The 26,789-nt window shown below is 39.8% G+C and carries 22 protein-coding genes and 1 riboswitch; of the genes, 14 read left to right on the top strand and 8 right to left on the bottom strand.

All coding sequences use genetic code 11. From position 1 onward, the window contains the following. Positions 1-102: 102 nt before the first annotated feature. Positions 103-1,233 carry a glycoside hydrolase family 88/105 protein gene (locus QE450_RS19265; RefSeq protein WP_307301398.1) on the bottom strand — a complete coding sequence of 377 codons (1,131 nt, stop codon included), beginning with the start codon at positions 1,231-1,233 and terminating at the stop codon, positions 103-105. A gap of 197 nt (positions 1,234-1,430) precedes the next feature. Further along, positions 1,431-2,960: an MFS transporter gene (locus QE450_RS19260; protein WP_307301396.1), complete on the bottom strand. Its 1,530-nt coding sequence runs from the start codon at positions 2,958-2,960 to the stop codon at positions 1,431-1,433. Between the two features lie 377 nt (positions 2,961-3,337). Between QE450_RS19260 and mmuM the strand changes: the two genes are divergently transcribed. From mmuM to QE450_RS19245, 3 genes are all read left to right on the top strand, one after another. Beyond that, entirely contained in the window at positions 3,338-4,327 is a 990-nt protein-coding gene (mmuM, locus tag QE450_RS19255; RefSeq protein ID WP_307301393.1) for a homocysteine S-methyltransferase, read from the top strand. Between the two features lie 62 nt (positions 4,328-4,389). Beyond that, positions 4,390-5,805, top strand: coding sequence for an amino acid permease (locus QE450_RS19250; protein WP_307301391.1), 1,416 nt, complete (start codon positions 4,390-4,392; stop codon positions 5,803-5,805). 67 nt (positions 5,806-5,872) lie between these two features. After that, the gene (locus tag QE450_RS19245; protein WP_307301389.1) at positions 5,873-6,877 is read left to right on the top strand and encodes an asparaginase; all 1,005 of its coding nucleotides are present in this window, start codon (positions 5,873-5,875) and stop codon (positions 6,875-6,877) included. Between the two features lie 158 nt (positions 6,878-7,035). On the opposite strand, the gene QE450_RS19240 is transcribed toward QE450_RS19245, so the two are convergent. After that, positions 7,036-8,901: an ABC transporter substrate-binding protein gene (locus QE450_RS19240; protein WP_307301387.1), complete on the bottom strand. Its 1,866-nt coding sequence runs from the start codon at positions 8,899-8,901 to the stop codon at positions 7,036-7,038. 396 nt (positions 8,902-9,297) lie between these two features. Here QE450_RS19240 and QE450_RS19235 point away from each other — a divergent pair, with 396 nt between their 5' ends. Together QE450_RS19235 and QE450_RS19230 are read left to right on the top strand one after the other, a co-directional pair. Then, on the top strand, positions 9,298-10,884 hold the full coding sequence (locus QE450_RS19235; protein ID WP_307301385.1) for a DUF4153 domain-containing protein: 1,587 nt from the start codon (positions 9,298-9,300) through the stop codon (positions 10,882-10,884). 46 nt (positions 10,885-10,930) lie between these two features. Continuing rightward, the gene (locus QE450_RS19230; RefSeq protein WP_274171470.1) at positions 10,931-11,227 is read left to right on the top strand and encodes a hypothetical protein; all 297 of its coding nucleotides are present in this window, start codon (positions 10,931-10,933) and stop codon (positions 11,225-11,227) included. Positions 11,228-11,335: 108 nt separating this feature from the next. Here the strand turns inward: QE450_RS19230 and QE450_RS19225 are convergent, their stop codons facing one another. From QE450_RS19225 to QE450_RS19215, 3 genes are all read right to left on the bottom strand, one after another. Continuing rightward, a complete protein-coding gene (locus tag QE450_RS19225; protein ID WP_273614119.1) occupies positions 11,336-12,025 on the bottom strand; it encodes an SDR family oxidoreductase in 690 nt (229 codons plus the stop codon). 238 nt (positions 12,026-12,263) lie between these two features. Next, the gene (locus QE450_RS19220; protein WP_273614118.1) at positions 12,264-12,914 is read right to left on the bottom strand and encodes a universal stress protein; all 651 of its coding nucleotides are present in this window, start codon (positions 12,912-12,914) and stop codon (positions 12,264-12,266) included. A gap of 51 nt (positions 12,915-12,965) precedes the next feature. Next, positions 12,966-13,424, bottom strand: coding sequence for a hypothetical protein (locus QE450_RS19215; RefSeq protein WP_307301382.1), 459 nt, complete (start codon positions 13,422-13,424; stop codon positions 12,966-12,968). Positions 13,425-13,835: 411 nt separating this feature from the next. Next, positions 13,836-14,013: riboswitch (cyclic di-AMP (ydaO/yuaA leader) on the top strand. 120 nt (positions 14,014-14,133) lie between these two features. Between QE450_RS19215 and QE450_RS19210 the strand changes: the two genes are divergently transcribed. The 8 genes from QE450_RS19210 (at position 14,134) to QE450_RS19175 (ending at position 19,455) form a co-directional block, all read left to right on the top strand. Continuing rightward, positions 14,134-14,529 (top strand): hypothetical protein, encoded by a 396-nt coding sequence (locus QE450_RS19210; protein ID WP_301262630.1) that lies wholly within the window; start codon positions 14,134-14,136, stop codon positions 14,527-14,529. Positions 14,530-14,610: 81 nt separating this feature from the next. Beyond that, a complete protein-coding gene (locus tag QE450_RS19205) occupies positions 14,611-15,348 on the top strand; it encodes an oxidoreductase (RefSeq protein ID WP_274171472.1) in 738 nt (245 codons plus the stop codon). 45 nt (positions 15,349-15,393) lie between these two features. Next, positions 15,394-15,714 carry a hypothetical protein gene (locus tag QE450_RS19200; RefSeq protein ID WP_274171473.1) on the top strand — a complete coding sequence of 107 codons (321 nt, stop codon included), beginning with the start codon at positions 15,394-15,396 and terminating at the stop codon, positions 15,712-15,714. Between the two features lie 23 nt (positions 15,715-15,737). Beyond that, positions 15,738-16,280: a hypothetical protein gene (locus tag QE450_RS19195; protein WP_307301377.1), complete on the top strand. Its 543-nt coding sequence runs from the start codon at positions 15,738-15,740 to the stop codon at positions 16,278-16,280. Next, positions 16,277-16,846: a GNAT family N-acetyltransferase gene (locus tag QE450_RS19190; protein ID WP_307301375.1), complete on the top strand. Its 570-nt coding sequence runs from the start codon at positions 16,277-16,279 to the stop codon at positions 16,844-16,846. The genes QE450_RS19195 and QE450_RS19190 overlap by 4 nt, the downstream gene beginning before the upstream one ends. A gap of 98 nt (positions 16,847-16,944) precedes the next feature. Further along, the gene (locus tag QE450_RS19185; protein WP_307301373.1) at positions 16,945-18,312 is read left to right on the top strand and encodes a sodium-dependent transporter; all 1,368 of its coding nucleotides are present in this window, start codon (positions 16,945-16,947) and stop codon (positions 18,310-18,312) included. Positions 18,313-18,342: 30 nt separating this feature from the next. Beyond that, positions 18,343-18,843 (top strand): DinB family protein, encoded by a 501-nt coding sequence (locus QE450_RS19180; RefSeq protein WP_307301371.1) that lies wholly within the window; start codon positions 18,343-18,345, stop codon positions 18,841-18,843. A gap of 138 nt (positions 18,844-18,981) precedes the next feature. Continuing rightward, positions 18,982-19,455 carry a DUF6526 family protein gene (locus QE450_RS19175; protein ID WP_307301369.1) on the top strand — a complete coding sequence of 158 codons (474 nt, stop codon included), beginning with the start codon at positions 18,982-18,984 and terminating at the stop codon, positions 19,453-19,455. Positions 19,456-19,667: 212 nt separating this feature from the next. Here the strand turns inward: QE450_RS19175 and QE450_RS19170 are convergent, their stop codons facing one another. After that, complete coding sequence (locus QE450_RS19170; RefSeq protein WP_307301366.1) at positions 19,668-20,603, bottom strand: aldo/keto reductase; 936 nt, start codon at positions 20,601-20,603, stop codon at positions 19,668-19,670. Between the two features lie 508 nt (positions 20,604-21,111). Here QE450_RS19170 and QE450_RS19165 point away from each other — a divergent pair. After that, a complete protein-coding gene (locus tag QE450_RS19165; RefSeq protein WP_307301364.1) occupies positions 21,112-21,447 on the top strand; it encodes a DUF1475 family protein in 336 nt (111 codons plus the stop codon). A gap of 204 nt (positions 21,448-21,651) precedes the next feature. Here the strand turns inward: QE450_RS19165 and QE450_RS19160 are convergent, their stop codons facing one another. Then, on the bottom strand, positions 21,652-26,439 hold the full coding sequence (locus tag QE450_RS19160) for an immunoglobulin-like domain-containing protein (RefSeq protein ID WP_307301362.1): 4,788 nt from the start codon (positions 26,437-26,439) through the stop codon (positions 21,652-21,654). Positions 26,440-26,789 lie beyond the last annotated feature (350 nt).

The raw sequence follows: 26,789 nt of genomic DNA, 5'->3' as shown, positions 1-26,789 counted from the left end.
AGCGATAACAGAATCGTTACAGCTTCACAGCGCTTATTCTATAGGACTATCTTTTATTGATCGGAAAGTAGATCGTATGAGTGTTCTATCTGCCAATTCTATTTATTTCACAGGTTGGTTCAACAGTTCCACTTCAGCCATTGCTAGAATAAAAGCACCGATTCCTTTGGGATCGTTACAGATAATCGGTTCGCTAATATAGTAAGCATACGTGCCATCGCGTTTGTCTTTACCACCAAGACCAGCAACCTGACAAGTTTTATTCAGATTGATCAGACCTTCTTCGGTGATCGTGATAAATTCCTCAATAATTCCGTTGCGAATCTGCTCCATTTTGACACGATAGCGTTCGGGTAGATAACCTTTACGCAGTCCTTTGGTAACAGCATACAGAATCATACAAGAAGCAGACGATTCTAGATAATTGCCTTTCGCATCTGGCAAATTCAGAACTTGATAAAACACACCACTCTCTTGATCTTGTACTTTCATCAATGCTTCCATCGTTTCTGTAAGCATCTGAATAATAGTATCCCGATCTTCATGATCTTCTGGCAAAATATCCAATACATCAACCAATGCCATTACAAACCAGCCGATTGAACGTCCCCAGAAATTTTTGGATAGCCCTGTTTCAGGATCACACCACGGTTGCTCTTTTTTCTCATCCCATGCGTGGTAGAGCAGTCCTGTCTGTGGATCACGTGTATGTTGATAGCATAATTTGAATTGTTGCGTTACATCGCTATAGTCTTTGATATCGGCAAATTCACGAATATATTCGGCGTAGAATGGAGCACCCATATACAGCCCATCTAACCAGATTTGGTACGGATAAATTTGCTTATGCCAGAATGCGCCTTCACTGGTACGTGGATGATTCATCAATTGCTGACGTAGCAGATCTGCGGCGATACGATACCGCTCTTCACCGGTTGCACGATAAAGAGGGAATAATAATTTACCATTGTTCACGTGATCAATATTGTATTCGTCAACCGTATAACCACGAATACCCCCTGCTTCTTCAATAAAAAAGTCCATATTGGTACGAATATAATCTAAGTATTTGTGATCTTGCGTTAACTCGTAGACCAGTTCCATTCCTTTGAAAATAACACCGTTGTCGTATTCCCATTTATGCTTCAATTCAGGAGTACGTTGCATCACAGAATCACTCATTCGTGCTGCCCAATTTTGAATCGTGTCTACATCATATACTGTACTTGTCATTACACTATTCACCTCAATCATTAATTTGTGTTGCATTTTATTTACTTATTATTGGAATATAAGTAAATAGAAGTGCTTACATAATAAAGCGGAAAAAGTTGAAATAACGACTGTTTAAACGGATATTGCTTACTGTCACTATTGTACACTGCATTGAGTGTAGATAACAGAAGTACATATTTTCCAAAGCGCTTTTATTATGTTTTGACAGGAATACTTTGATCGCGAGGAACGTTTTTGTAACCTACATTATTGTGTCCCCAACAGCGTTCATAAGCAAATCCAGTCAATTGTTCAAAAATAGTACGTGTCTCAGGTGTAGCGTCTTGCATAGAACCGCCTGCTTTGAGTCGATCAATCTCGTCAATCATTTTTTTGTGATTATCAATCGTCAATTTCATTACAAGTGTAGCCAAAATGCCGACAATCGCTAAAATAATCGTTCCAAATACGAGTACCCCGAAAATAGCATGTTGCGCGCTGACCGGTTGTGTTAATGCTTTGGAGACAAAGCCAAAGTACTGTAATACCCAGCCGAGAATAAATACAACGACAGCTCGAACCATTTTACCTGCAAATGTCATCATCCCTGCGTAGATGCCTTCTCGTCTGCGTCCTGTGAGCGCTTCATCGACATCGGCTAGAAATGTATATTGATTCCATGGAATATAATAGACACCGCCTGTACCCAGACCCATAAATAACGTGATCACATACAACCAGACCATCATATTAGAAGCACCGGTCAGATACAGAATACCGTATCCTGCGACACTGAAGCAGACAATCGTAAGCGCCATAATAAATGGCATTTTGAATCCTTTACGTACACAGAATTGGATAAAAAAGTAGGTAGAGATCAACTGAATAACCGAGTTAAAGCTGTTAAGATTGGATACTTGTTCTGAACTTTGAAATAAAGAAAATACAATAAAATACGTAAATGCAGATGTGAATAACCATTCTGCTGAAAATCCACCTAGATACATCCCCAAATGATGACGGAACGTTTTGACCCGAAACGTTGAAGAAATATCGATAAACAGTTTTTTCATTGAATCGATAAATGACAGTGGGGCTTCATCTGCCAATTCTTTTTGCAATTCTTCGGATGGACGTTCCCATGTGTTTTTATACAGAAAGATCAATGCTACAATCAATAATCCGGCAAACACCAAGCCTGTATAAAAGAACGGTAATGGTGAATCTTTGCCATATTCAGCGATAAAGCGCCCTGGAATAAAAGCAGCCGCAAAGTTCGCCATTTTACCAAACATCGCTTTCCAGCCTGTGAGACGTGAGCGTGCTCCAAAATCACGTGTCATTTCTGATGCAAGTGCTTCATAAGGAACCATTACCGATGTATAAATCAACTCAAATAGTACGTAGGTAGATAAGTAATACCAGAATCCAAAACCATCCATCCACATCAACGGATAGACCAGCATCAAAGGAATACCTAGCATAATAAAAAATTTACGTCGTCCAAACCGTCGCCCGAGTCGTGTCCGGTGGAAATTGTCGCTGACAAAACCCATAATAGGATTACTGACTGCATCAACAATACTCGCAATCGAAAAGATTAATGCCGCTTGAACAGGAGATAGTCCGCAAAAAGTAGTATAAAAGTATAATAACCATGCTCCACTAACAGCCAGTGCACCACTTCCTAAGATGTTACCGCTTCCATAAGCAAGTGTATGACGTGTCTTAATCGTTCGTTCCATTGTGAATGGCACCTCGCTTTATAATGACTATCATATGTAACTCCTCTATACCTCTGTTCTACCTTGATTGTTAACGTTAACATTTTTCTCCTTTCGCTGTAATATTAATAGCTTTTAGATAACCATTTGAACCCATAAGAACCTTAATACACATAAATAAACCAATTAATAACATTATTCTACATCATTTAGGAAAAGGCTTACAACAATAATTTTTACAGCATCTATATCTAAAATGGTATATGATATTGATTTCCTCTTTCATCGGTCTTTTAAAAAAGATGTATTTGAAGAGTAGGATGAAGGTTTACAAAGGATGTATAATCATCTAGAATACGTTCAGACTCATTCACATTACCGCATAAAAGGAGTAAAACATGAATCCTATACAATATATTTTGCAACACTTTCCGCTTATGGTGTTGGATGGAGCAATGGCAACCGAATTAGAGCGTCAGGGCGCTGATCTGAATGATAGTCTCTGGTCTGCCAAATTATTAATTGAAAATCCTGAATTGATCGCAGATGTGCATCGTCAATATTTTGAAGTAGGCGCAGATTGTGCGATAACGGCTAGCTATCAAGCGACTATCGAAGGCTTTGTTGCTAGAGGATACACAGAACAAGAAGCTATTCAGTTAATACAAAAATCGGTACAGATCGCTGTAGAAGCTAGAGACCAGTTCTGGGCAACCTATGTGCAAAAATATCGTACAGAGCAACCGATCGAAGGATCAGCAGATACACTCCAACCAACCGATCAATATGATCGTCCTAAGCCGCTTGTCGCTGCTTCTGTCGGGCCTTATGGAGCTTTCTTAGCAGATGGTTCTGAATATCGAGGAGACTATGATCTGACTGAACAGCAATTGATCGATTTTCATCGTCCACGGATTCAATTATTAATCGAAGCGGGAGCAGATATTTTAGCTTGTGAAACGATTCCCTGTCTGGTCGAAGCACGTGCGATCGTCAAAGTGCTAGAAGAGTTCCCGGGTTCCTACGCATGGATTAGCTTCAGTGCCAAAGACCAACAGCATATTAGCAATGGAGAACGTATAGCCGATTGTGCAAAATGGTTACACACTCATGAGCAAGTAGCAGCAGTCGGTATTAACTGTACAGCGCTTGAATATATTCCATCACTGATCGAGCAGATCGCTACAAGCACCGATAAGCCTATTGTTGTCTATCCGAACTCGGGGGAACAATATGATCCGGTGACCAAAACATGGCATGGTAACTCTTGTGATCAACATTACGGGCAACAAGCACATCAATGGTATAACAAAGGCGCACGTCTTATCGGCGGTTGTTGTCGGACGACACCTCAAGATATTGCTCAAATTAAAGAAATCTTGAACTAACGAAATAGATTGTGTCAAAGGTTTGCTATTTTTGAAGATAAGCTAGGAAAGGTTGGGGGACGATGGCATTAGAGCAAGAGCAAGTTGAAGCAACGGGTACAGAAGAAGGTACTTTTCAGCGAAAAATGAAAAGCCGACATCTAGTGATGTTGTCTTTGGGTGGAGTTATCGGCACAGGGTTATTTCTAAGTTCCGGTTATACGATCAATCAAGCAGGGCCACTTGGAACGATTCTTGCTTATCTAGTGGGCGCTGTGATTGTGTATTTAGTGATGTTATGTCTGGGAGAGCTATCGGTGCATATGCCGGTTACAGGAGCTTTTCATGCGTATGCTGCTAAGTTTATCGGGCCGGGTACAGGTTATATGGTGGCATGGATGTACTGGTTAACATGGACAGTAGCGCTCGGTTCTGAATTTACCGCAGCAGGGTTGTTGATGCAGCGCTGGTTCCCTGACACATCGGTCTGGATGTGGAGTGGCGTATTTGCTTTACTTGTGTTTCTGTTAAATGCTTTTTCAGTGCGTTTTTTTGCAGAAGCTGAGTTCTGGTTTTCAGGGATCAAAGTCGCGATTATTTTACTGTTTATTATATTGGGTGGAGCTGCTGTGTTTGGTGTTATTCCGATGCGAGAAGCAGGAGCGGGTGCGCCGTTATTCAGTAATTTCACCAGTGATGGCGGGCTATTTCCGAACGGAATTTTGCCGATCTTTATGGCGATGTTATCAGTGAATTTTGCGTTTTCCGGTACAGAATTAATCGGGATAGCAGCAGGGGAAAGTGTAGATCCAGACAAAACGATTCCGCGCGCGATCAAAGCAACAGTAGGAAGATTGATTATCTTTTTTGTCGGTACAATTTTTGTTCTGTCTGCGCTGATTCCGTGGCGAGATGCAGGCGTGATCGAAAGTCCATTTGTTGTTGTATTTGATCGAATTGGGATTCCATATGCAGCAGATATTATGAACTTTGTGATTATTACAGCATTATTGTCTGCGGCGAATTCAGGGCTATATGCTTCTTCACGGATGTTATGGTCGTTATCTAAAGAAAAAATGTTGCCTTCTGTATTTTCACGTCTGACTTCATCAGGTATTCCACTGAACGCGATGATTATCAGTATGGTTGGCGGTGGATTATCGCTCTTATCCAGTGTCGTTGCGCCGGATACGATCTATATTTTCTTAGTATCGGTATCAGGGTTTGCTGTCGTGGTCGTCTGGATGGGAATTGCGGCTTCTCAATACATGTTCCGCCGTCAATTTATACGTGATGGGCATCATCTTAGCGAGCTGAAGTACCGGACACCACTGTATCCGATTGTGCCGATTGCTGCATTTGTACTTTGTTTTGCTTCTTGTATCGGGATTGCTTTTGATCCGAATCAAAGTCTTGCTTTTTATTGTGGAATTGCCTTTATGGTGCTGTGTTATCTGGCGTATTATATCCAGAATAGAAGAGGAAAAAAGGTACTTTGAGTGATATACTGAAATGAGCAAGCAAGGCTAGTATAGCGGTAAAAGAACAGCGGAGGGACTTACACTAATGAAAAATATTTTGTTTATCAATACAGGCGGTACTATTTCTTCTTCTGGCGAGCAAGGTGGAGGACTTACTCCTACTCAATCCGCAGAACATATTGTTGCCGCTGTGCCAGAACTCAAAGATATTTGTAATATTGAAGCGATGACTTTGATGAGTGTAGACAGCACCAATATTCAGCCGGAAGAGTGGGTGACGATTGCTCAGACCGTCCATGAACATTTGCCTCATTACGATGGCATTGTTATTGCTCATGGAACAGATACGATGGCATATACAGCAAGCGCACTTAGCTTTATGTTAGGTGCACTGGATAAGCCGGTGGTCATTACAGGTTCTCAAGTATCCGTACTGGCAGAGCATAGTGATTCACGTATTAATATCAAAGATGCGTTCCGTACAGCATCCACTGAATTATCCGGCGTATTCGTTGTTTTTAATGGCAAAATCATTAATGGAGCACGTGCTTCTAAAGTTAGAACCAAAAGCTACAATGCATTTGAAAGTATTAACCATCCATATATCGGTTATCTGGAAGAAGATACGATTGTCTATAATGACATTCCACATACTCAGCGTCCAGCAGGGCATGTATACAATGATCATTATTCGCCCAATGTATTTCTACTCAAATTGATTCCTGGTATGCAGCCTGATATTTTCGATGCGGTCAAAGCGTTAGGATATAAAGGAATTATCGTTGAAGGATTCGGTATGGGTGGTGTACCTTTCAAAGAAATCAATCTAATCGATAAGATCGAAGAATTGGTTAAAAGCGGCATCAGCATTGTAGTCACTACTCAGTGTCTATATGAAGGTGGCGATCTCACGATCTATGAAGTCGGGCAAAAGGTACTCGAAAAAGGTGTTATCCCTTGCTACGATATGACCACTGAAGCACTAACAACCAAAATGATGTGGGTGCTTGGTCAGACAGACCATCCAGCTGAAGTAGAGCGAATGATGGCGACCAATTATGTCGATGAAATTACGATGCCGATTCGATAAAGAAAGTAATCGTCCAGTCGTTACATTGAAATACTAGATCATACACTAGAATACAAGTGAAGCTATAATAAATGAAACCCTGCTCCTGAATCACTAAGGAAGCAGGGTTTTTCATATACAGCTACATCTTTTTTGTCAAAATTAGATAGAGTCACATTTTATAATTTGGGTGGAAACCAGATATGACGCAGATCGACCCAGCCCTGACTGTTAAAAGTAACTCCGCGCACAGAAGGAAGATATGTCGTCTGAAAAGGCTTTTCATATAAAATGTGCAATTGATATTCTGCCAGTAAACGATCTTCGATCTGTTGAAAATATTGAGTGCGGATCAGCGGATCAGGTTGCCGCTGAATCTGTTCTAACAAATGCTCAATATCGATCACCGTATGATGCTCCACATGACCGGCTAATGTGCGATAGAGATCGAATAATCGTAGTTGCTCATCTTGATCTCTTGTCAGTGAAAAGACGATCAGATCGGATTCCATCCGCACACTGCCTTTGAATTGCTCTACAGGCGTAGATACCACATTACACTGATATCCTGCTTGCTGTAGCGTATCTGCAATCCAGTGTGCATCTTTGCGATATTGTGGAATCGTGAGGATTCGAAGCGGTGTCTCGGCGATCTGTGCTATCGTTGCTTGATCCAGTTCAGGATGAAGCTTTTTAGAATAACTGTAGTTAGAATGGCTATTCATATCCAAAGAATCATGAGATGCAGAAGAAGTATTATTATTCGTAGTAGAATTGTTTTCTGTATAATTTTCGATGTGATCGGAACTATTTTTGAAGATAGTGCTGGTTATCGCTAAAGACTCTGCTTCACGCGCATATTGCAGGTACCGACTGATATGAGCGCGAATATGCGGATCACGTAATAATCCTTCTTTGCGTGTATTATAGGTAACGAATTTACGTACCGTTACAGGGGAATGCATCTGGCTCCAAGCTCCTTGTTCTGATGCCGAACCCGAGGTATGCTGATGCATCATATGAAAAGGAGATTGACGATCAGGCTGTTCTAGCTGATCGGGTGCTACATTCCATGGGATATGAATAATCTCCACCTGATCCAGATGCGCTCGTCCTTGAAAATGAGGCTTAAACACTTCCAGCACACAGTTATCTTTACTCATTTCGACCATCCGAAAAGGGCCTGTACCGCTAGGCTTCACCCCGAATAATTCTTCTCCTCTTCGATTCAATCCGTTCGGCACTATTGCCGCTCGACTGGTACACAAAAAAGGCAAAAACAATTCACTCGGTTGTTTCAATATGATCTGCACTGTATTGTTGTTGAGTGCCTGTACAGACTGTATTTGTTTAGCGATAAAGCGATATAACATCGGTTGCGAAGTCTCCATCAATCGCTGAAATGTATACACAATATCGTCTGCTGTCATCATTTGCCCGTGATGGAACATGACTTCTTTTCGTAGAAAAAACGTCCACACTGTACGTTGTTCATTGACTTCCCAGGCATGTGCAAGATGGGGAATAATCTGCTGTGAATGTGAAGCTTTTCGTACCAATCCATCAAAAATATGACTGGATACAAACGATTCGGCTAGCAAATTCATATATAGCGGATCGACAGTATGAATCTGCTGACGAATCGGTAATCGTAGTGTATCGACCTGTCGATTGCGTTGTATTTCGGAATGAGGGCCGAAGTAACCAAATAGCCAATCTTGTACCCGATTTTCTAAGGTAGAGGATTGAGCATATTGCCGAATCTCGGTTAACGTCTGCTGAATGTCTTTGCGCTGAATCGTCTGCATCATCGACTCAATAGCGATTTCTTCAGGCTGAATAATAAAAGTCAGTGTCGATCGCCGTCCACGTCCACGTTGTGAACTCCACTTGATCCATCCTTGTTCTGTCATTCGTGTGATTAAATTCAGAGCGTTACGATGGGTACACTCAAATGTAGTCGCTAACTCATCTAATGTAATCTGCACTTCGCTATGCTGACCATACTGTGAATGTAATAACAAAAACTGATGATGTAATTTCATAGGGATTATACTCCTTGGGTTACATGCTGGGGACCGCTTCGGGAAAGGAATCGTCCTGTCGATCGCTGTTGTAGCCGGATTTTTTGGATAACCGCTGTAGCGGTCAAAATCCGGCTACAAAGGCGAACGCTTCGCTTCTTACGGACGATTTCTTTCCCTCCGCTCCGAGCATGGAGACACCTCAATGATTGTAATGTGGGGCGGGCAGGCTAGAAATATATATTTATTAAAATAGGAAATTTAATAAAATAATTCTTCTCTTTATCTTCTTATTTTATCATCTACAATAAAAATAACAACAAACCTAACAGATGGTAAGCGTGATGATAAGAAAATAGGATCTGTTAGCTAAATAGGTTACTACAGTGATGCACTTTCAAAAAAAGGAGATCGAAAATGTACGAGAAATTGATCGTGGCTAAGCATCGGACGTGGATTGCTTTGCTTGGCGCGTTGGGACTGGCGACTGTTCATCAGTATTTATTTTACGGGCATAGCCTAGGGATTTCGTATCCGGTATTTATTCTTTTATTTTACTTGTATATGTACACTTATGCAGGGGACAAGCTACGTGCAGGATCATGGTTTAGCCGTTTTGCGATGACCGTTATTATTTTACTGTCGCTCACATATGGATTGTTCACCAATCCGATTTTTATGATACTGAATGCTTTGTTTGTGCCTTGTCTGATCTTTTTACATCTTGCTTATATGTTAAGTCATCGCAGATTAGCTTGGCATCGTCCCAAGCTGTTGATTGACGCACTGGATCATATGATTCCACAAGCAGTACGACATTGGGTTACTCCTTTTCGTATACTCAAAAATGCTGCTACAGGCAAAATGGAACAGGAAAAAAAGAAAATCGTAACCAAAATATTGATCGGTCTGGTGATTGCCTTTCCACTACTGTTGATTATTATCAGTCTGCTAACATCGGCTGATCGCATATTTGGAAATTTATTATCTACATTGCCGAACTGGATTGATGGACTGTCGTTTGGAGAAGGTAGTTTTCGTGTGCTATGGATTGTGATTGGAGGACTGATCTTTTTCGGATATTTATGGGGATTTGTACAACCCTATATCTATCCACCAGTTGTTGATTATAGACAACAACCGTTACCCGGTTCAGCTTCTTCTGTCTCTGGAGTCGGTCTATCTTCACCTGTTCCGCCTGTCTATGGACCGCAACCGCTATTAGCGTCTCCTATTGCTAAGCGTGATCCGGTACGCATTGATCCTATTATTATGGCGACCATACTGATCTTAATTAATATCGTGTATGTACTCTTTGTAGTAGTGCAGTTCTCTTACTTATTCGGTGCAGGACAAGGGCAGATTCCAGATGGGCATTCTTATGCAGAGTATGCTCGCAGTGGATTTGTTGAACTGGTCATGGTGACTTCATTGAACTTTGTAATTATGGTATGTGTACTTTTGTATATGGCAGACAGCAATCTGATCTTGCGCCGTATCAACAATAGCATGTTGTATATTTTACTGATTTGCTCTGGTGTGATGTTATATTCAGCATTTGCCCGTCTTATCTTATATGAACAAGCTTATGGTTATACGTATACCCGTTTTCTCGTACACGCGTTTATGATCTTTCTCGGTGTATTATTACTGGTCGCAGGCTTGCGTATCTATTGGAAAAAGGTACCGCTTGTCAAATGTTATATCGTGCTTGCGCTTACCGCTTATGTGGTTGTGAATTATGTAGGGATGGATCGAATTATCGCTGTGCAGAATTTAGATCGATATGAACAGACAGGACAGATTGATTTCGATTATCTCAACAATTTGTCCAGTGATGCGATTCCTGTATTGTTACAGCGCAGTGCGACACTATTACCTGAATCTCAGCATTATTTCCGTCAGGATAAAGCTTATTTATTTGAAAAAGAACAATCCTGGCAGTCGATTAACTGGGCAGATTACCGCGCAATACGAGCGCTTCGTAGCGATGGATCTTCTTAATTTGGATCGAAAAGCATATTACCTTACAGCACCAAAGGAGCGAAATATGATGGTAACTCAAGCATTGATCGAATGGAATATAGATCCCACTTCGTTGCCACAGCAGAAATGGTTAACCGATCAACAACTCAATGTAGACTTGTATTCTTCTACGGTTGATCCTACAGAGGAAGGATGGAATATCCAGATTCGAATTACAGAATCATTGCCAGATTCTTGGAATACGTATGCAGAAGTTCAATTTCTGACTGATCCCGATGATCCGTTGGAAGAAGGATTTACATTTTTATTATGGGCAGGTTCTTATGTAGCCGATGTGACGATTGTAGGGGAAACTCATTAATATATAACGCAAAAAGCTCTCCATATCAAAGGAGGGCTTTTTTATATAGTCTATGGTGTTTGTTCTATGCTAGAGCCATCATTGATCGTATATCTATAGTCAATACACTTAACTTTGTTGTTGAGTTGGAGCTAGAGCAATCTCACGAATATTGATACTTTGAGGCTGACTGAATGCAAAGTAAATCGTATCTGCAATCGTTTGTGGCATTAAGTTGAGTTTAGCTTTTTCTCCGGTCGTCTGATCGTTCCACTCGGTCTCAGTTAATCCAGGAGAGATCGTAACGACCCGTACGTTGTGCGGAGCTACTTCTTCGCGTACATTTTCACTGATTGAATGAACAGCAAATTTGGTTCCACCATAAGCGACATGATCGGCAAACGTTTTTTTACCTGCAATCGAGCTGATATTGATAATAGTACCTGACTTTTGCTCAATCATTGATGGAAGTACAGCTTGCATCCCATTCAGAAGTCCGATGACATTGGTATTATACATCTCTTGCCATTCTGCTGGATCTTGAGTCGTAATATCACCAAGCAACATTCGACCTGCATTGTTCACAATCCCTTTGACCGGACCGAAATGTTCTTCTGCTTCTGCAATCGCTTGATCCAGAGCAGGTCGATCTGTAATATCAATAATCGCTTTCATCACCTGACGACCAGCAAATGCTTTTAACCGATCTTCACGACGAGAAAGTAACAATACATTATGTCCTTTAGCGATAAAAAGTTTGGCAGTAGCTTCTCCTATACTTGACGACGCGCCTGTAATCACAACAAATCCTGTTTTCATAATTCAATAAACTCCTTTATTGATATGAGATAGTGGAAGGGAACAACTTCACATTATCATGTCTAGGTAAGGAGCACAGTGAGAAAGATTATAGTTAACAACATTTTTGAATATAAATTTTTGATAATCAAAATATATTCCAATTGATGTCCCTGATCGCATAGCAAATTACCTGCAAGCCCTTGATAGATGAAGGGATTGCAGGCTAGTAATGAATATATGATTGACAGTCGCTATATTACACCGAATGAGGTTCCAATACCAATTCATCAATCAACTTGCCTTTAAATACTTTCAGATATTGATATTGCCCGTCGATACATAATTTGAGCAATCCATTATCGAAGTCTGTATGCATATCTTTGAAAAAGATACCTTCTGTAATGATCGGTCGACCATGCGTCTCATACGCAATTTCGTATCCGCGCGAAGTCTGAATCACGTCTACATCTACACCTTGTTCATGGGTTTCTTCGAGATGGGCTTGCATACGCTGTACCGCTACAATATGTAGATCGATCGCTCCCAGCTTTTCCAGTAGGTCGTTTACGATCGAACCTTTTATAATTTCTTGCCAGCGAGTCTGAGCCGATTGTCCAATAATAAGTTGCGTAATATCGTGTTGTTGAGCGGTAGAAGTAATAATATCAGCCGCTTCTTGTCCGTTACTTTCTAAAAGCACAAAATGACCGCCAGCTTCTTCTGTTAATTTACGCCATAACGCTACATAATTCTCTTGTTGTTGATCCATTTCATCGAGAGGTTGATCGATTACACTTAATACACAAAGTGGAGACTGAATAAGTTGAGATAAATGAATACCACGCCTGATCAATCGTTCTCCATTGGGTCCATAATACACACAGACCATAATCTTTTCAGAATTCAAGCTAGATACACTCCTTTATTGAGGTAGTTATGATCCATTAACCATAATTATTTAAAAGGAATAATAAGCGATTGTATAATCTAACAAAAAAGCATGATTCACCAGTATATCAGAAGATGCCCATACATCGGGCGGATCTTGTAGACGATTGCATAGATCAGTTAAAGCCTCTGCCATCACCTGACTACGCACATCTCCCCAGCTAGCATGATGTTGAGCGATATGAGATTGGGCTTGCTCTAGCGAGCATTTTTTCAGCGTAGAGAATACCCGGCACCATTTCACCAGGTCTAAATGTTGAACCTGATCGGTAAACGAATATTCCGCCCAACCGGTAATCCCATGACTTGCTATTTTTAACAGCCCACAATGCAGATACCCATCCATATCAGGTAACGCGAGCAGATGATTATCATACTGAAACACTTCAATCGAATGAATATGATGTGTAGCCAGATCCACCGTGGATACAGTGTTGCTAGCAGGCGCTATCGGCGAAATTAAACTCATCTCAAATCTACACTCCTTCAAATAAAATCGCTATCTCTATACATAGTAAAACCAGATAAATCAGTAGCCGGCACACTTTTTTGATGTCAGATATTGTTAGCAATCATAGTACCGTTAAGGATAGAAGTAAAATCAAATCTAAGCTTTTAATAGGCGTTATATGCTTGAAAATAACGATGTAATCGGATTCATTGGTCTCAATCACGTTCTAATGGCTATCATGCTCGCTGATACAACCGTTTATATAAATACTGCGCAAACAGCAGAAAAAGAAGGATGGAATGATGCAAATAAGAGCATACTGCTCAAAAGATAAAGGAATTGATTCAAATTCACTCCTTATGAAGAGTCAGACTGCTTTACAAACGAAAAAGGCGGGCGTATGATTTCATTCAAGTTCATTACAGCTTAATGGCTGAAAGGCTAAATCTAGACCTTTCAGAAAGCGGGGGAACCATACGAATAGACAGGGTATTACAAGATCTATTCAGGGGTGAATCAGAGACGACAGCTCAGGCTGATCTATCTGTAGGGAGACTCTTACTTCCGAATCCGTCAGCTAACCTCGTAAGCTGCAATAAGAGAGACGACAACAGTCATCTATGCCATATCAGGGGCTTTTTTGCTCCTGTCTTAGAAGCTGATGAAGAGGTCCTCTTCTAACGGCTTTTTTTTGTTGTCTACAATGAGTGGAGGAGCGCGAACACGCATGGAGTACGAACAGGAATTTGTACTGGTATCGCCTGCTACAGTAGCAGGGGAGCAATTTATTCAATTACTCAAAGTTAAAAAAATACCGTTTGCTATTATAGTGAACAGTCAGGCAGATCAGATTCGATTTGAAAAGATAGGTATTGAGCATATTCTGGTAATAGATACTCAGCGACAAGACTTATGGCGTATCCCGCAATTGAATATTGGCAAAATCTATTTATTTGAACGTAGTCTACCGTTATGTTGTCGTTATATCCAGATCTGTCGTGCATGGACATCTGATAAGCTATATGTCATTACAGAAGGTAGCCAATCACGCTTAATTTATCGTGGTTTGGGTGCAGATTATATTATTCATACCAATGGAAGTAGTGCTTCGTTTTTATTATAAAAAAAGACTGCTGATCCAACGATCATTTTATTTTGCAATTTGTCGGTGATATCTTGATAATAAAGAAGATAGAGAACCAAGATGATGCGCAGAATGGAGATGATCGTTGTGATCGGTAAAACAGCACTCGTCGCTGGAGCAACAGGTCTTGTGGGCAAAAAGTTGTTGCGTCAGTTATTAGATAGCACAGAATATACACGAGTGATTGCTCTTGTCCGTGAACCTGTGCAACAACTACAACATCTGAAGTTGCAACAGATCGTAGTGGATTATCATAGATTAGAAGATTATCGAGCAGAGATGAAAGCAGATGATGTCTTTTGCTGTCTCGGTACAACGATTAAGCAAGCAGGAACGCAAGCGCAGATGATCGAGATTGATGTATTGTATCCTGTGTCTGTCGCTATGGTGGCGTACAAACAAGGAGCCAAGCAGTTTATCGTGATCAGCTCGATGGGCGCTGATCCCAAATCCAGTATTTTTTATACACGTACCAAAGGAGATATGGAGCAACGGTTACAACAAGTTGGTTATTCTTCATTATCGATTGTTCGTCCATCCTTATTGCTAGGCAAACGCAAAAATAGCCGCGCAGGAGAGCAATTCGGTGCTGTAGTCTCTCAAGCACTATCATTTCTAATGATAGGTCCTCTCCGCAAATATCGAGGTATCGAAGCAAGTGACGTTGCACGAGCGATGTATCGGATCGCTCAGACCTCCAAGTCAGGTACTCACATATATATGTCAGATCAATTACAACGAATCGCAGACGAGTCCCAGAGTCGCTCTGCTTCGATAAGCAAATCAGCGAGATCGTAGTAGGTTATAGTTCAATTTTTAATTATAGAAATGGAGAATATCAATATGCCTCAGTTAGAACCAAAGCAAGCCGCTTCAATTATCGAAAAATGGATTGCTTTTTACGATATGGATAATGCCAAAGCATGGGATAAAGACGATTATCCTTTTATCCAATCTTCTTGCAAAGTGATGCGAAGCGCTATTCAAGCATTACGTGGAAAAGCACCTGCACCTAATGAACGTCGCAAAATCGTGACTGGACTTGAAGATTGGTTAGATGATTCATTTATGGACGATCCGAATGAATGGGAAAAAGAAAATAAAGCATTTGTGCAAGAAGCATTAGAAGCGATTCAATTTACAATTCAATTTCTACAAAAATAATGAATAACAGGTAGGAGTGCTCTATGCCAGACGGGTATATTCCACTGTGCAGTCGTGTAATTGGCGATTTTTATATTGCATTTGAACCGCACTCCCATAGTCTAAATATCTATATGCACAGACCAGAACCAGCGCTAGAAGTATCTACAGTTGGTTCTAGGAGTCTATCGGATGATCAATCTACCATTCCGCCTGCTTCGATGTTGTTGATCGGGTATCTCAAGGTCACATATTCACAAGCTGCTAAGCCTACCGAGTCAGAAGATGATCCTTCTGAAAAAGGGTGCGGTCTGGATGCGGTCTATATCAGTGATTTTCAAATCTATTTCAATTATCAAGATCTCAAATTAGCTGTACCTGTAATTACGCTGTTGCGAGATACATTATCGGCTGAAGGATATCGTCTACTGGCTGCACATATTTTCAAAAATGAACGCTCCTATGCCAAATTACATCATACGTATATCGAGCGTTGTGGAGCCACGATACGGCGTGAATATAGCGATTATGTCATTATAGAATGGAAATGGAATCCGGCAGATGATGCAGATAGGAGAATAAGATGAATCACGATACGAACAACCATATTCAGGTAACTCTGTGCCGGGAAGAAGAAGCTCATATCATATGCAATATGTATCCATATTACTTGTACGATCTGTCAGAAATATGGGAGCGTCAGCCAAATTCACAAGGCATATTTGATGAAGAACAATATGCTACGCTTCACCAGCAAAGCGATGCGTTTCTGATCTGGTGGCGACATCCAGGGGTTCTATATCCGTGGATTATTCGTGTGAACGGCGTGCCTGCTGGATTTGCTTTGATAGCGACTCCTCCTTATATCCCTGATGGTTCTCAAACACAATATTACTTAAACGAGTTTTTTGTTATGCGTCCATTTCGTGGACAAGGAGTCGCTCAGCAAGCCGCCAGTCACATTTTTGAACAATATAAAGGGGATTGGGAACTACAGACCAATGCATCCTCACGAAATCGTCATACTCAATCTTTCTGGAATCACATATTGTCACAATACACAGAGAACCAGTACAGTCAGCAGGAAATAACCGATGAAGATCAACAACAATTGCTCTCCTATTGCTTTAATAATCAGCAAAAAAACGAATAAACATGATTTTTTTCAGTTTGTTACTTTCTTTTCATGGACAATATATAACGTTTTGTGTAACATAGGCATAATTCACTTTATTGATAAGGAGTATACCTATGGCACAAAAAGAAGGTTCAGATTCAGCAAGTACAGGCAGTGGTAAAATCGAACGGTTTTCAACAAGCGGGTTTATTTTGGCAGCGATTGGTAGTTCAGTAGGTCTAGGGAATATGTGGAAGTTCCCATATATCACCGGTAAATACGGTGGGGCTGCCTTTTTCTTAATGTTTATTATTTGTCTGATCGTAGTGGGTCTACCGATTCTATTGGCAGAAATGGCGATTGGTCGAAGTGGACGGGGTAATGCTGCGGCTTCGCTTTTCAACATTACAGGGAAGAAGCATTGGAAATGGATCGGTACGATTCCAGTAGTGACTTCTTTCTTGATTATGTGTTATTACGGTGTGGTAGCAGGATGGACACTGCATTATACGGTATTATCTTTTAGCGGTAGTCTGTCTGATGTTAATACTGATTTTACAGCAGCATTTACAAATTTTGCTGGTGGTTATGCACCGTTGTTCTGGCAAGCAGTTGTAATGCTAATTACAGGTATCGTTATCGCTAAAGGGGTATCTGGCGGAATTGAGAAATACAATAAGATTCTGATTCCAGGATTTTTGGTTATTTTGCTTATATTGATGTTCCGTTCATTGACGTTGCCTGGAGCAGCGGCAGGGGTAGAATTTTTCTTAGCACCTGATTTTTCTAAATTAAGTCGTGCTTCGATCTTAACAGCTCTAGGACATGCGTTCTTCTCGCTGTCACTTGGAATGGGTTGTATGTTAACGTACGGTTCTTATGTACGTAAAGAGCAATCACTAGGTAAAGCAGCGCTTGCTATTGGAGCAGGAGACTTGTTCTATGCACTATTAGCAGGGCTGATTATTTTCCCTACAGTATTCTCTTATGGACTCAAACCGGATCAAGGGGTAGGGCTAGCATTTATGGCGTTGCCTGCGGCATTTGCGCAAATGCCTTTAGGTGCTTTTTTTGGCGGTCTATTCTTCTTATTGCTAGCGATTGCGGCGATTACTTCATGCTTCTCTATTCTCGAAGTACCTGTAGCGTATGCGATGGGACAATGGAATTGGACTCGTAAAAAAGCAGCGAGTATTGTCTGTATTTTCTCTTTCATACTGGGTGTTCCTGCTGCGTTATCTGTCGGGGGTGTTCTTAGCTTTATTTCACTAGATGGCAAAAGTATTTTTGATCTATTCGACTTTGTCACTTCTTATATTTTGATGCCTGTGGGCGGATTTATTGTTACGATCTTTACCGGATATGCATGGAAACGTGCAGGTGAAGAAGCAGGATTATCAGGATTCTGGTACGATACGTGGATGTTTATTTTACGTTATATTGCACCGATCTTAATTATTCTGATTTTCTTATATTCGGTAGGTATTATCCAACCAGAATAAACTGAATACAACAATCAAAGGAGCGTTTATATGACCATTTCTTCTCAAGAAGCTTTTTCCAAAGCGTTAGTACAGTCTTTGATCGGAGAAAGAGGGCATTTACCTATCGCGCGCGCGTTGTCGGATATCGATCTAGAATTGTCCGGTCGTGTGCTTGAACATTCTCCTTATACAATTTACCAACTGATTAGTCATATGAGTTACTGGCAAGATTTTATGTTGACTCATTTACGCGGTGAAAAGCCTCAATTGCCAGCGAATGTTAGCGAAAGTTGGCCTACAGAAGTCCAAGCTGTCGATGAAGCGACATGGCAAGATGTATTGGATCGCTTTTTGCAAGGGATCGATTACGCTTGTGAGTTAGCTCGTACGATGAATCTGGAGCAACCATTGGTTCATTTCCTGGGAGAAACAGCTGCTGGATTGTTACGTAATATTGCTTCGCATAATACGTATCATTTAGGCGAAATCGTATTGTTACGTCGTCTGTTTGGCGCATGGCCACCACCGGGCGGCGGATATCCTGCTTAACGTATACAATCAGTTCTTTGTATGATTGTGGTGAGTATTATTTCTTCTTTATAAGCAAAAGTGTTCTGCTATGAGCCGTCGATCTCTTTTCTTTCTTTGTGATCATGGTAGTATTTCCAGGGATTGGTGTAATAATACATGGGAACTACATTTACAGTAGAAAAAGGATGTGTAATCATGGCAACACCACCGAAGAAGAAATCGATTCGTTATGATTGGCCGTATCATTTTGTGGCTTTGCCTCTTTTATTAGTAACGTTTGTGCTAACTGTGATCTATTGGGTCGAAGCGATTCGTTATGATGAGCATGTATTGCTATCATGGTTACTGTTAATATTAATGGTTTGTTTATTTTTTGCGATTCCGCGAATTCGAGTCTATGCGACCAAAACGCAAGATCGCATTGTGCGTATCGAAGAACAGTTCCGTTATTTCCGTTTAACCGGTAAAGAATTAGACCCTCGTCTATCCAAAGCTCAAATTATTGCACTTCGTTATGCAAGTGATGTAGAATTTCCTGCATTATCCGAACGTGCAGCCAATGAGAATCTATCTAGTTCAGATATCGAAAATGCGATTACGAACTGGCGCGCCGATCATATGCGTATCTAGTCGATAGCGAATATGATACTTATCAACCTATGATGTGTATCGAAATGATATAAAATATAGCCTGAAGTCGCTCTGTACAGAGCGGCTTTTTTTGTTATGACATACCTCGATCACTCCAAATAGACCCTATAAAAATTGAAACCACACCAAAAAGCCGAGCACTACAGATCATGTAGACGCTCGGCTTTGCTATTTAGAATACAGATAATCATTTAGCTAAAAATGGTATCAATCTGTGCAATTTCTTGTGGTGTTAATTGTACATGTAACGTTTGGAGATTGTCTTTCACTTGCTCAGCGCGCTTCGCACCTGGAATAACAGCATCAATCGAATCGCGTGTAAGATACCATGCTAATACAATATGAGCAATATCGACACCTTTGGCTTGTGCAATCGGACGAAGTTTATCTACTTTTTCTAAATTATTGATAAACGCTTCACCTGTAAATAGTGGGTTATTTGCACGAATATCATCGAACTTGGTGTCTTTGGTATATTTACCACCTAGTAATCCTGAAGCAAGCGGGAAATAAGGAATAAATGTAATTCCATTTTCAGCGGTATACGGTAATAGATCTTGTTCAGCATCTCGATGGAACAGATTGTAATGAGATTGAAGAACATCAACATCGCCGTTTTTGTTCGCTTCTTTTAACTGTTCTAACGAGAAGTTAGATACACCGATCGCCCGAATTTTACCTTCGTCTTTCAACTTTTTCAGCTCGGCTACAGCTTGATCTTTCGGTGTATGTTCATCAGGGAAATGAATATAAAATAAATCGATATAATCGGTTTGTAGTCGTTGCAGACTTTCTTCTACACTTGCACGTAGAAATTCAGGTGAGTTATCAATCACCACTTCGCCGCTATCTGTAAATTTATGAGCACCTTTGGTAGCGATAATAACGTCTTTACGCTTACCTGTTTCTTGAAGCACTTCACCAATCAATTCTTCAGAGCGCTTAGGTCCATAAATGAATGCAGTATCTAGAAAATCAATTCCTTCTGCTAGTGCAGTGCGGATCATTTCTTTACCGACTTCTTCATCCAAATTAGGATAAATATTATGTCCACCAACCGCATTCGTACCCAGTCCGATTGGATTTACCCATAGATCACTTTTACCTAATTGTTGTTTTTCAGTCATGATTCATTCAGCTCCTTTGATCTCTTTACTTGATTCTCTTCTATTTTAACAGAATATCATGTGGAGTTAAAATATCGGAATAATTGGGTTTTGAATTTGGAATTTTATGCTTGGTGGGAATACGCTCCAGAAAATAATTTGTTCTTGCCATCGCTGGTGAAGTCTAATCCCTTGAATGACTGGCAAGCAGTCGGGATTGGACTTCAAAGGCGACTTTCAGAATAAATTATTTTCTTCCGCTCTGCGCAAGGAGGCATGGGGGTGGGTAATTTAAAACAAGTGTGAATGATTCCTCTTCTTGAAGGGGGAGGGGCAGGAAGGGAAAGAGTGGATAATAGGAGTTAATGTGGTTATAAATGGTGTGGAGTAAGAGGATGTATAGGGTAGTTCGATGAATAGAATTGGAAGAAAATAGATGGCAAGAAGATGGTTATCAGATATGTTCTATAGGATTGGGTCAGTGTAGGGAATGAATATGTACGTGAGGGAAGGTAGGAGAAGAGCATCAATGAAAACGGCTAAGGTGTTGAGTTTGGTTTTATTTATTGTGATGATTTGTAGCAATGTGTATGGGGCTGTATTTGGGGATGTGTTGGTAGAAGGGCAAATGTTGTTGTCATTGTTATGGGGTCGATTGGTGCTGGTCGATTTTTATGTGGGGATGATTTTATTTATTTCTTGGATGATTTTTCGCAAAGAATTGGGTTGGAAATTGCTTCTGTGGATCTTGTTATGTATCTGTCTGGGTAACTTCTCCACGTCGCTGTATATTTATCTAGCGTTACGTCATAGCGATGGAGATTGGAATAAATTCTTTTATGGCAAACGAGTAATAGGGCACTAGAAAATGAATATAAAACTAGATGAAAAAAATCGCTAAATTGCAATGTGAGTTTAAAAAATTAATAATGTTCTACTATTATTAAAATGATCATTCACAAGACGACTCGCAATACAATTCGTAAGACAAATCAAAAAGGGCAACTTCCTACGAATAGGAGGTTGCCCTTTGAATGATACAATGCTCACTTGTCTTCTTAATCGCTACTTATTTCAAAGTGTAGGAGTTAGAAGCTTTCATGATATCTGCATAAGCCCAGTGACTAGCAGGAACATCTTTCCATGCTTTGTTGCCAGCTGTTAAGTTAGCTGTTTTTTCTAAAATTTTGTTCAAAATCGTTACGGCTTGAGCACGAGTTAACGGTTGATCTGGTTGGAAGCTAGAAGGTGATACACCTTGCATCAATCCAGCCGTTGTTACACGCTTGATATCGTTTGCTGCCCAGTGTCCGTTGATATCATTCGCAAAGGAGCTTCCTGTACCGCTAAGACCTTGCCAGCGGCTTACAATAGCAGCCATCTCTGCACGAGTGATCGGTTGAGCTGGAGCGAACTTACCGTTTGTTAGACCTTTCATCAGTCCAGTGGATTGCATTGAAGCAATGGCTTGATGTGCCCAGAACGTAGCGGATACATCAGAATAACTTCCATTACCACTAGCAGATGCTTTTGGTGCAGTTGCTTGTAAACGATACAATAGGGAAGCCATCTCCGCACGAGTAATGCTGTTGTTTGGACGGAATGTTTGATCCGGGTAACCCTGGATATAAGCAGGTTTGACTACACCAGCCGTTGTATCTGTATTGACATTGTTATTATCTGTTGTTGAATTATTCGTTGGAGCAGATGCCAGGTTCTGCATATCTACAATCGTAAATGTACTAAATTTGTTAACTGTAAATTGTAGACCTGTCTGACCATTACCATAATCCACTACGCTTGGTTGAACCAATTCACGATCACCATCACTATGCTCGATAAAGATACGCAATTGATTTAACCATTGTTGTTTGGCTGTTGCATCTTGTGGAATCGCACTGTTGTCGATCGGCATTACCAATTGAACCGGTTGATTTTGCAAATTTGTTTCAATCGTCATTGGACGACCCACTACAGAGATATCACCATTGCCTAGAGCTTGCTTTACGATCTGTTCTTGTTTTGCACGATTTGCCACTGCATTTTGTTGTTCTACTGTTTTGAGTGGTACAAAGTGGAAATAAAGATCGTTTGTAATATTGTTCAAAGAAGTAGAAGCAACAGACAATTTCGCATCGTTAGTGCTAATTTCTAAATTCATTGCTGCATTTTTCAAATCTTTCGCTGCTGTTAACGGTAAAGTGATATCAGTTTGAGATACTTCATCGCTAGCATCTGGAACAACTAGACGAACCGTTTGTTGAGCAGCATCTTTTAGCTTCGTAATCGCTTCGATCACTTTATCAGTTGAGAATGTGATCTGATCTTGTTTTTGACCATTAGCTTGAGTTGTACGGTTGACCACTGCTGTAGCAGGAATCGTTGTTTTGCCTTTACCATCATCTACATCAAGTGTGATCTTTTGTGAACCACCTGAAGAAGATGTTTTATCATCGGATTCTTTGACTGTTACAGTTGCACTTGCAAAAATTTCTTTTTGAGTTACAGAGTAAGCGCTAATAACTGCTGTACCTTTACCTATTGGAGTAACTACTCCATCGGTAACTGTAGCTACACTTGGATTACTGCTGATCCATAATACAGTGGAATCTGTAGCATTATCAGGAGTAACAGTTGCTTTTAATGTTTGAGCAGCGCCTTTTTTCTTGAAATCTAATGTTGCTTTGTCTAAAGTAATGCCAGTTACTGGAATCACTTCTGCTTCATCCAAGAAGTCTAGTTTAGTCAATGTACCTGATTTTGCAGAACTTACATACCCTGTATGGTCTGGTAAGAATGCAACACCATAAGCAAAGTTTGTTTCACCCATCATTTCAAAATTCTGTGTTGCAACAGGAAGATTTTGAAGTAAAGAAGCTTTTGCTTTGTACAAGTAGGCATATCCCACATTTACATATAAATTACCAAATTGGCTAATCGTAATACCACGAATCACTGTTGGATAAGATGCAACCAATTCAGGATTCAGATTGGCACCAGATAGACGAACAATATTAGAAGTCGATGTTTCGCTAAAATAATCATTTGTAGTAGTAGCAATATACAAACGATCTTGTTGATCTAAAGCAAGTCCAGTAATAGATGTAGCATTTTTCATACCTTGAGTAGAAATGAGATTAATAGGTTCACTGGATGGATTAAACACTTGACTAGGCGCAGTGTAATAAAGAGTGCTATATTCTTCTAAATCTGAAGTTGTATAAGGCAGTAATTCACTGTCTTGCAGATACTTATGATCTAGCACCCATACACGATTATCACCAGATTTGGAGTAATATAGGTCTCCAGCTTTGTTTAATGTTACAGCAACGATATCATCGCCTTTAGAAAGGTGAGTCACTTTTAATGTTTTGGTAGAAACTTTGTAAAGTCCACGATCATAATCAGCATAATATACATCACCATTGAAGTAAGCGAGTTCGAATGGACGATTAAGTTCAACTTGTGTAAGGTCAGTCGGAATAGCTTTCACTGATACATAACGAGTCACTTCTTGTGCACTCAAACCAGAGCTATTTTGTACATTGTAATGAACAATGTATTCACCTACAACAGAGGTATCAATAGCATTTACAGGCTCACCATTTAACGTATAAGTGACAGTTGGTTGTAGATTGCTATCGACAGAATCTGTAACTGCAACGCCTGCATCGACATAAGCATCACCTTGAGTTAGTCGTACAGAGTAATCACCATTCAATGTGATAACAGGAGGAGCAACTTTTTTGAACGGTTGAATAAAACCACCATTACTATAATATCCTTTACCATCCGGTAGAATAACCAGTCCATATGCAGAATAAACATCACTTTCGTAAAATTCGATAAGTGAATTATCTACAGGTAAGTTCTGCAAATGATCATAACTTATCTTTTTAAGTCCTGTACTGCCCAACCCTAAAAATCTGTTAGAGCTATAAAGTAAATTTCCTTTGGCATCTGTAGTAATTCCTAAAACACCAGTATTATAATAATTACTATTATTTGTATTATTATTTATGATTACATTTTGTCTTGCTTTTGTTGTCAGATTTACTTTGATAAGGTTACTGTCAAAATTGTAATTGTAGATGTTTTTTCCAATGTACATATTGTCATTGTTATCAATAGCTAACCCATAAATAATACCACCACTATATGAATCGAAAGCCTCTGATACTTCGGTAAGTGCTTCTGAATCTAATGGAGCATCTTTAAGGTATTTTGCTGATATTTTGTAAACAATTGATTTTCCATAGACAGTATAGAATAGATCGCCTGCTTTATTTAAAGCAACGCCTAAAAAATAATCTGGTGATTGAACGACATGCTCTACTACACCTGTAGTTACCGATACACGATCAATCCCTTTTTGGTAGGAGGATACATATACATATCCATTGTGATAAGCCATACCATATGGACTTTGAATATTCGTGTTAGTAAGATCGAAATAACCGCTAATTTTGTTGACAACAACAGTGCGAGTCACTTGCTCAGCAGAAAGGTTTGAAGGGTTAGTGACATTGTAGTAAATAGTATACGTACCCGCAATGTTAGTATCTATACTAGAAACAGGAGTATCATTTAAAGTATAGTTTACAGTTGCTACTAAGTTAGGATAGGCATTATCTGCAACTACTACACCAGGCTCTACAAAAGTATCGCCTACATTTAATGTCATTTGAGAACTACCAAGAAGTTCAATGGTTGGCGCAGTAGGTTGTAAAGGTGATTTTTGCATAGATCCACCACTACCAATGTAAGAATCGCCATTCGAAAGGAAAACAATTCCATATGCACTTACATAAGAGTTTGGATTTAAATTAACTAGACTACTGGATTGTAAAGGAGTGGTAGTCAAATCTTTTGAAGAAATCCGATATACTTTTTCATTATCCCCAGCAGTATAAAGGTTTCCGTACAAATCAAAAGAAAAGCTCGTGAAGGAAGTAGTAAAATTCTCAATCACAACTTGAGCACTGTTTGTACCTGCTGGAATTTTTAAAATAGCTTTTGTTGAATAATCAGAGAAATATACGTTATCTTTAGCATCAATAGCTAAACCATAAATATAATTATATTTGTCAGAAAAGAATACAGTACTACTCTCATTGAAGGCTGTATTACTCAATGGTAATTCAAGCATATCTTTGTGAGATACTTTATAAATATGTGAGTCACTATCAATAGTATAAAATAAGTCCCCAGAAGAATTTAAAGCAACTCCCATAAAAGAACGAGCAGCTTTTACAATCGAAGTTACTTTACCTGTGTAAAGATCTACACGAGATATTCCAACTCCGCGTTGAGCAACGTAAACGTTATCTCCGTAATATGCCATACCATAAGCGTTAGAAAGATTAACGCTTGATAAATCGATATATTGTTTAGAACTTGTAACAAGAACTGTGCGGATAACCTCATCAGCGGCTACATTATCACCATTAGTTACATTGTAGTGAATCTTGAATATACCTTCTAAACTCGTATCCACTTTAGTTACAGGAGAACCGTTGTACTCGTAAGTGATATTAGCTGTTTTGAGATCAGGGTATACATCGTCTTGTACGGTTACACCTGGATCAGAAAAGGTACTACCTACTTTAATTTGAATCTGTGCATCTCCAATCAACGTAATCACAGGTTTACTGTTTGTTTGATTTGAAGAAACACCAGTATTTGTACTTTCGACATGAGTGACAGGAGTGCCAGAAGAGTAAGTGTCATTGGTAACCGAACTTGATTCGTTGCTAGTTGTTGTATTGGTTGTATTGTCCTCAGCAAAAACATTTGTCGTTGCTGTCCCCGGCAATGCAATCAATACAGCTAAGCATAAAATCATCCATTTTTTCATGCTATAAATATCCCCTTTGCTTTTTAAATCTGTGAATCTTGTTTTACTATATCGAATCAGACTGAACAATTTCTGAACATTTATTAAGATCATGGTTTTACCATTTTTATCCATTACATATCTATTAATGATTAATGGCGATATATAGCACAGATAAGGGTAAATTTAAATTATTTTCATCGATGAAAATAACTCTTGCTTATGAGTCAATCATGTCCTAAAATGAGGTTGCAGATGAATGCAAGCGTTTGCAAAGAGTGTTGTGAGTACATGTATAGATGTAATCCCTATCTTTTGTAAATGCTATTTTTCTACTGTATAACAGGAGTTTGAAGATTTTTTGATAGCGT

The sequence above is a fragment of the Paenibacillus sp. SORGH_AS_0306 genome (assembly GCF_030819345.1).
GTDB classification, from domain to species: Bacteria; Bacillota; Bacilli; order Paenibacillales; family Paenibacillaceae; genus Saccharibacillus; species Saccharibacillus kyungheensis.
Note: the sequence above shows the minus strand (reverse complement) of the source record. Positions and strands in the feature narration are given on the sequence as shown.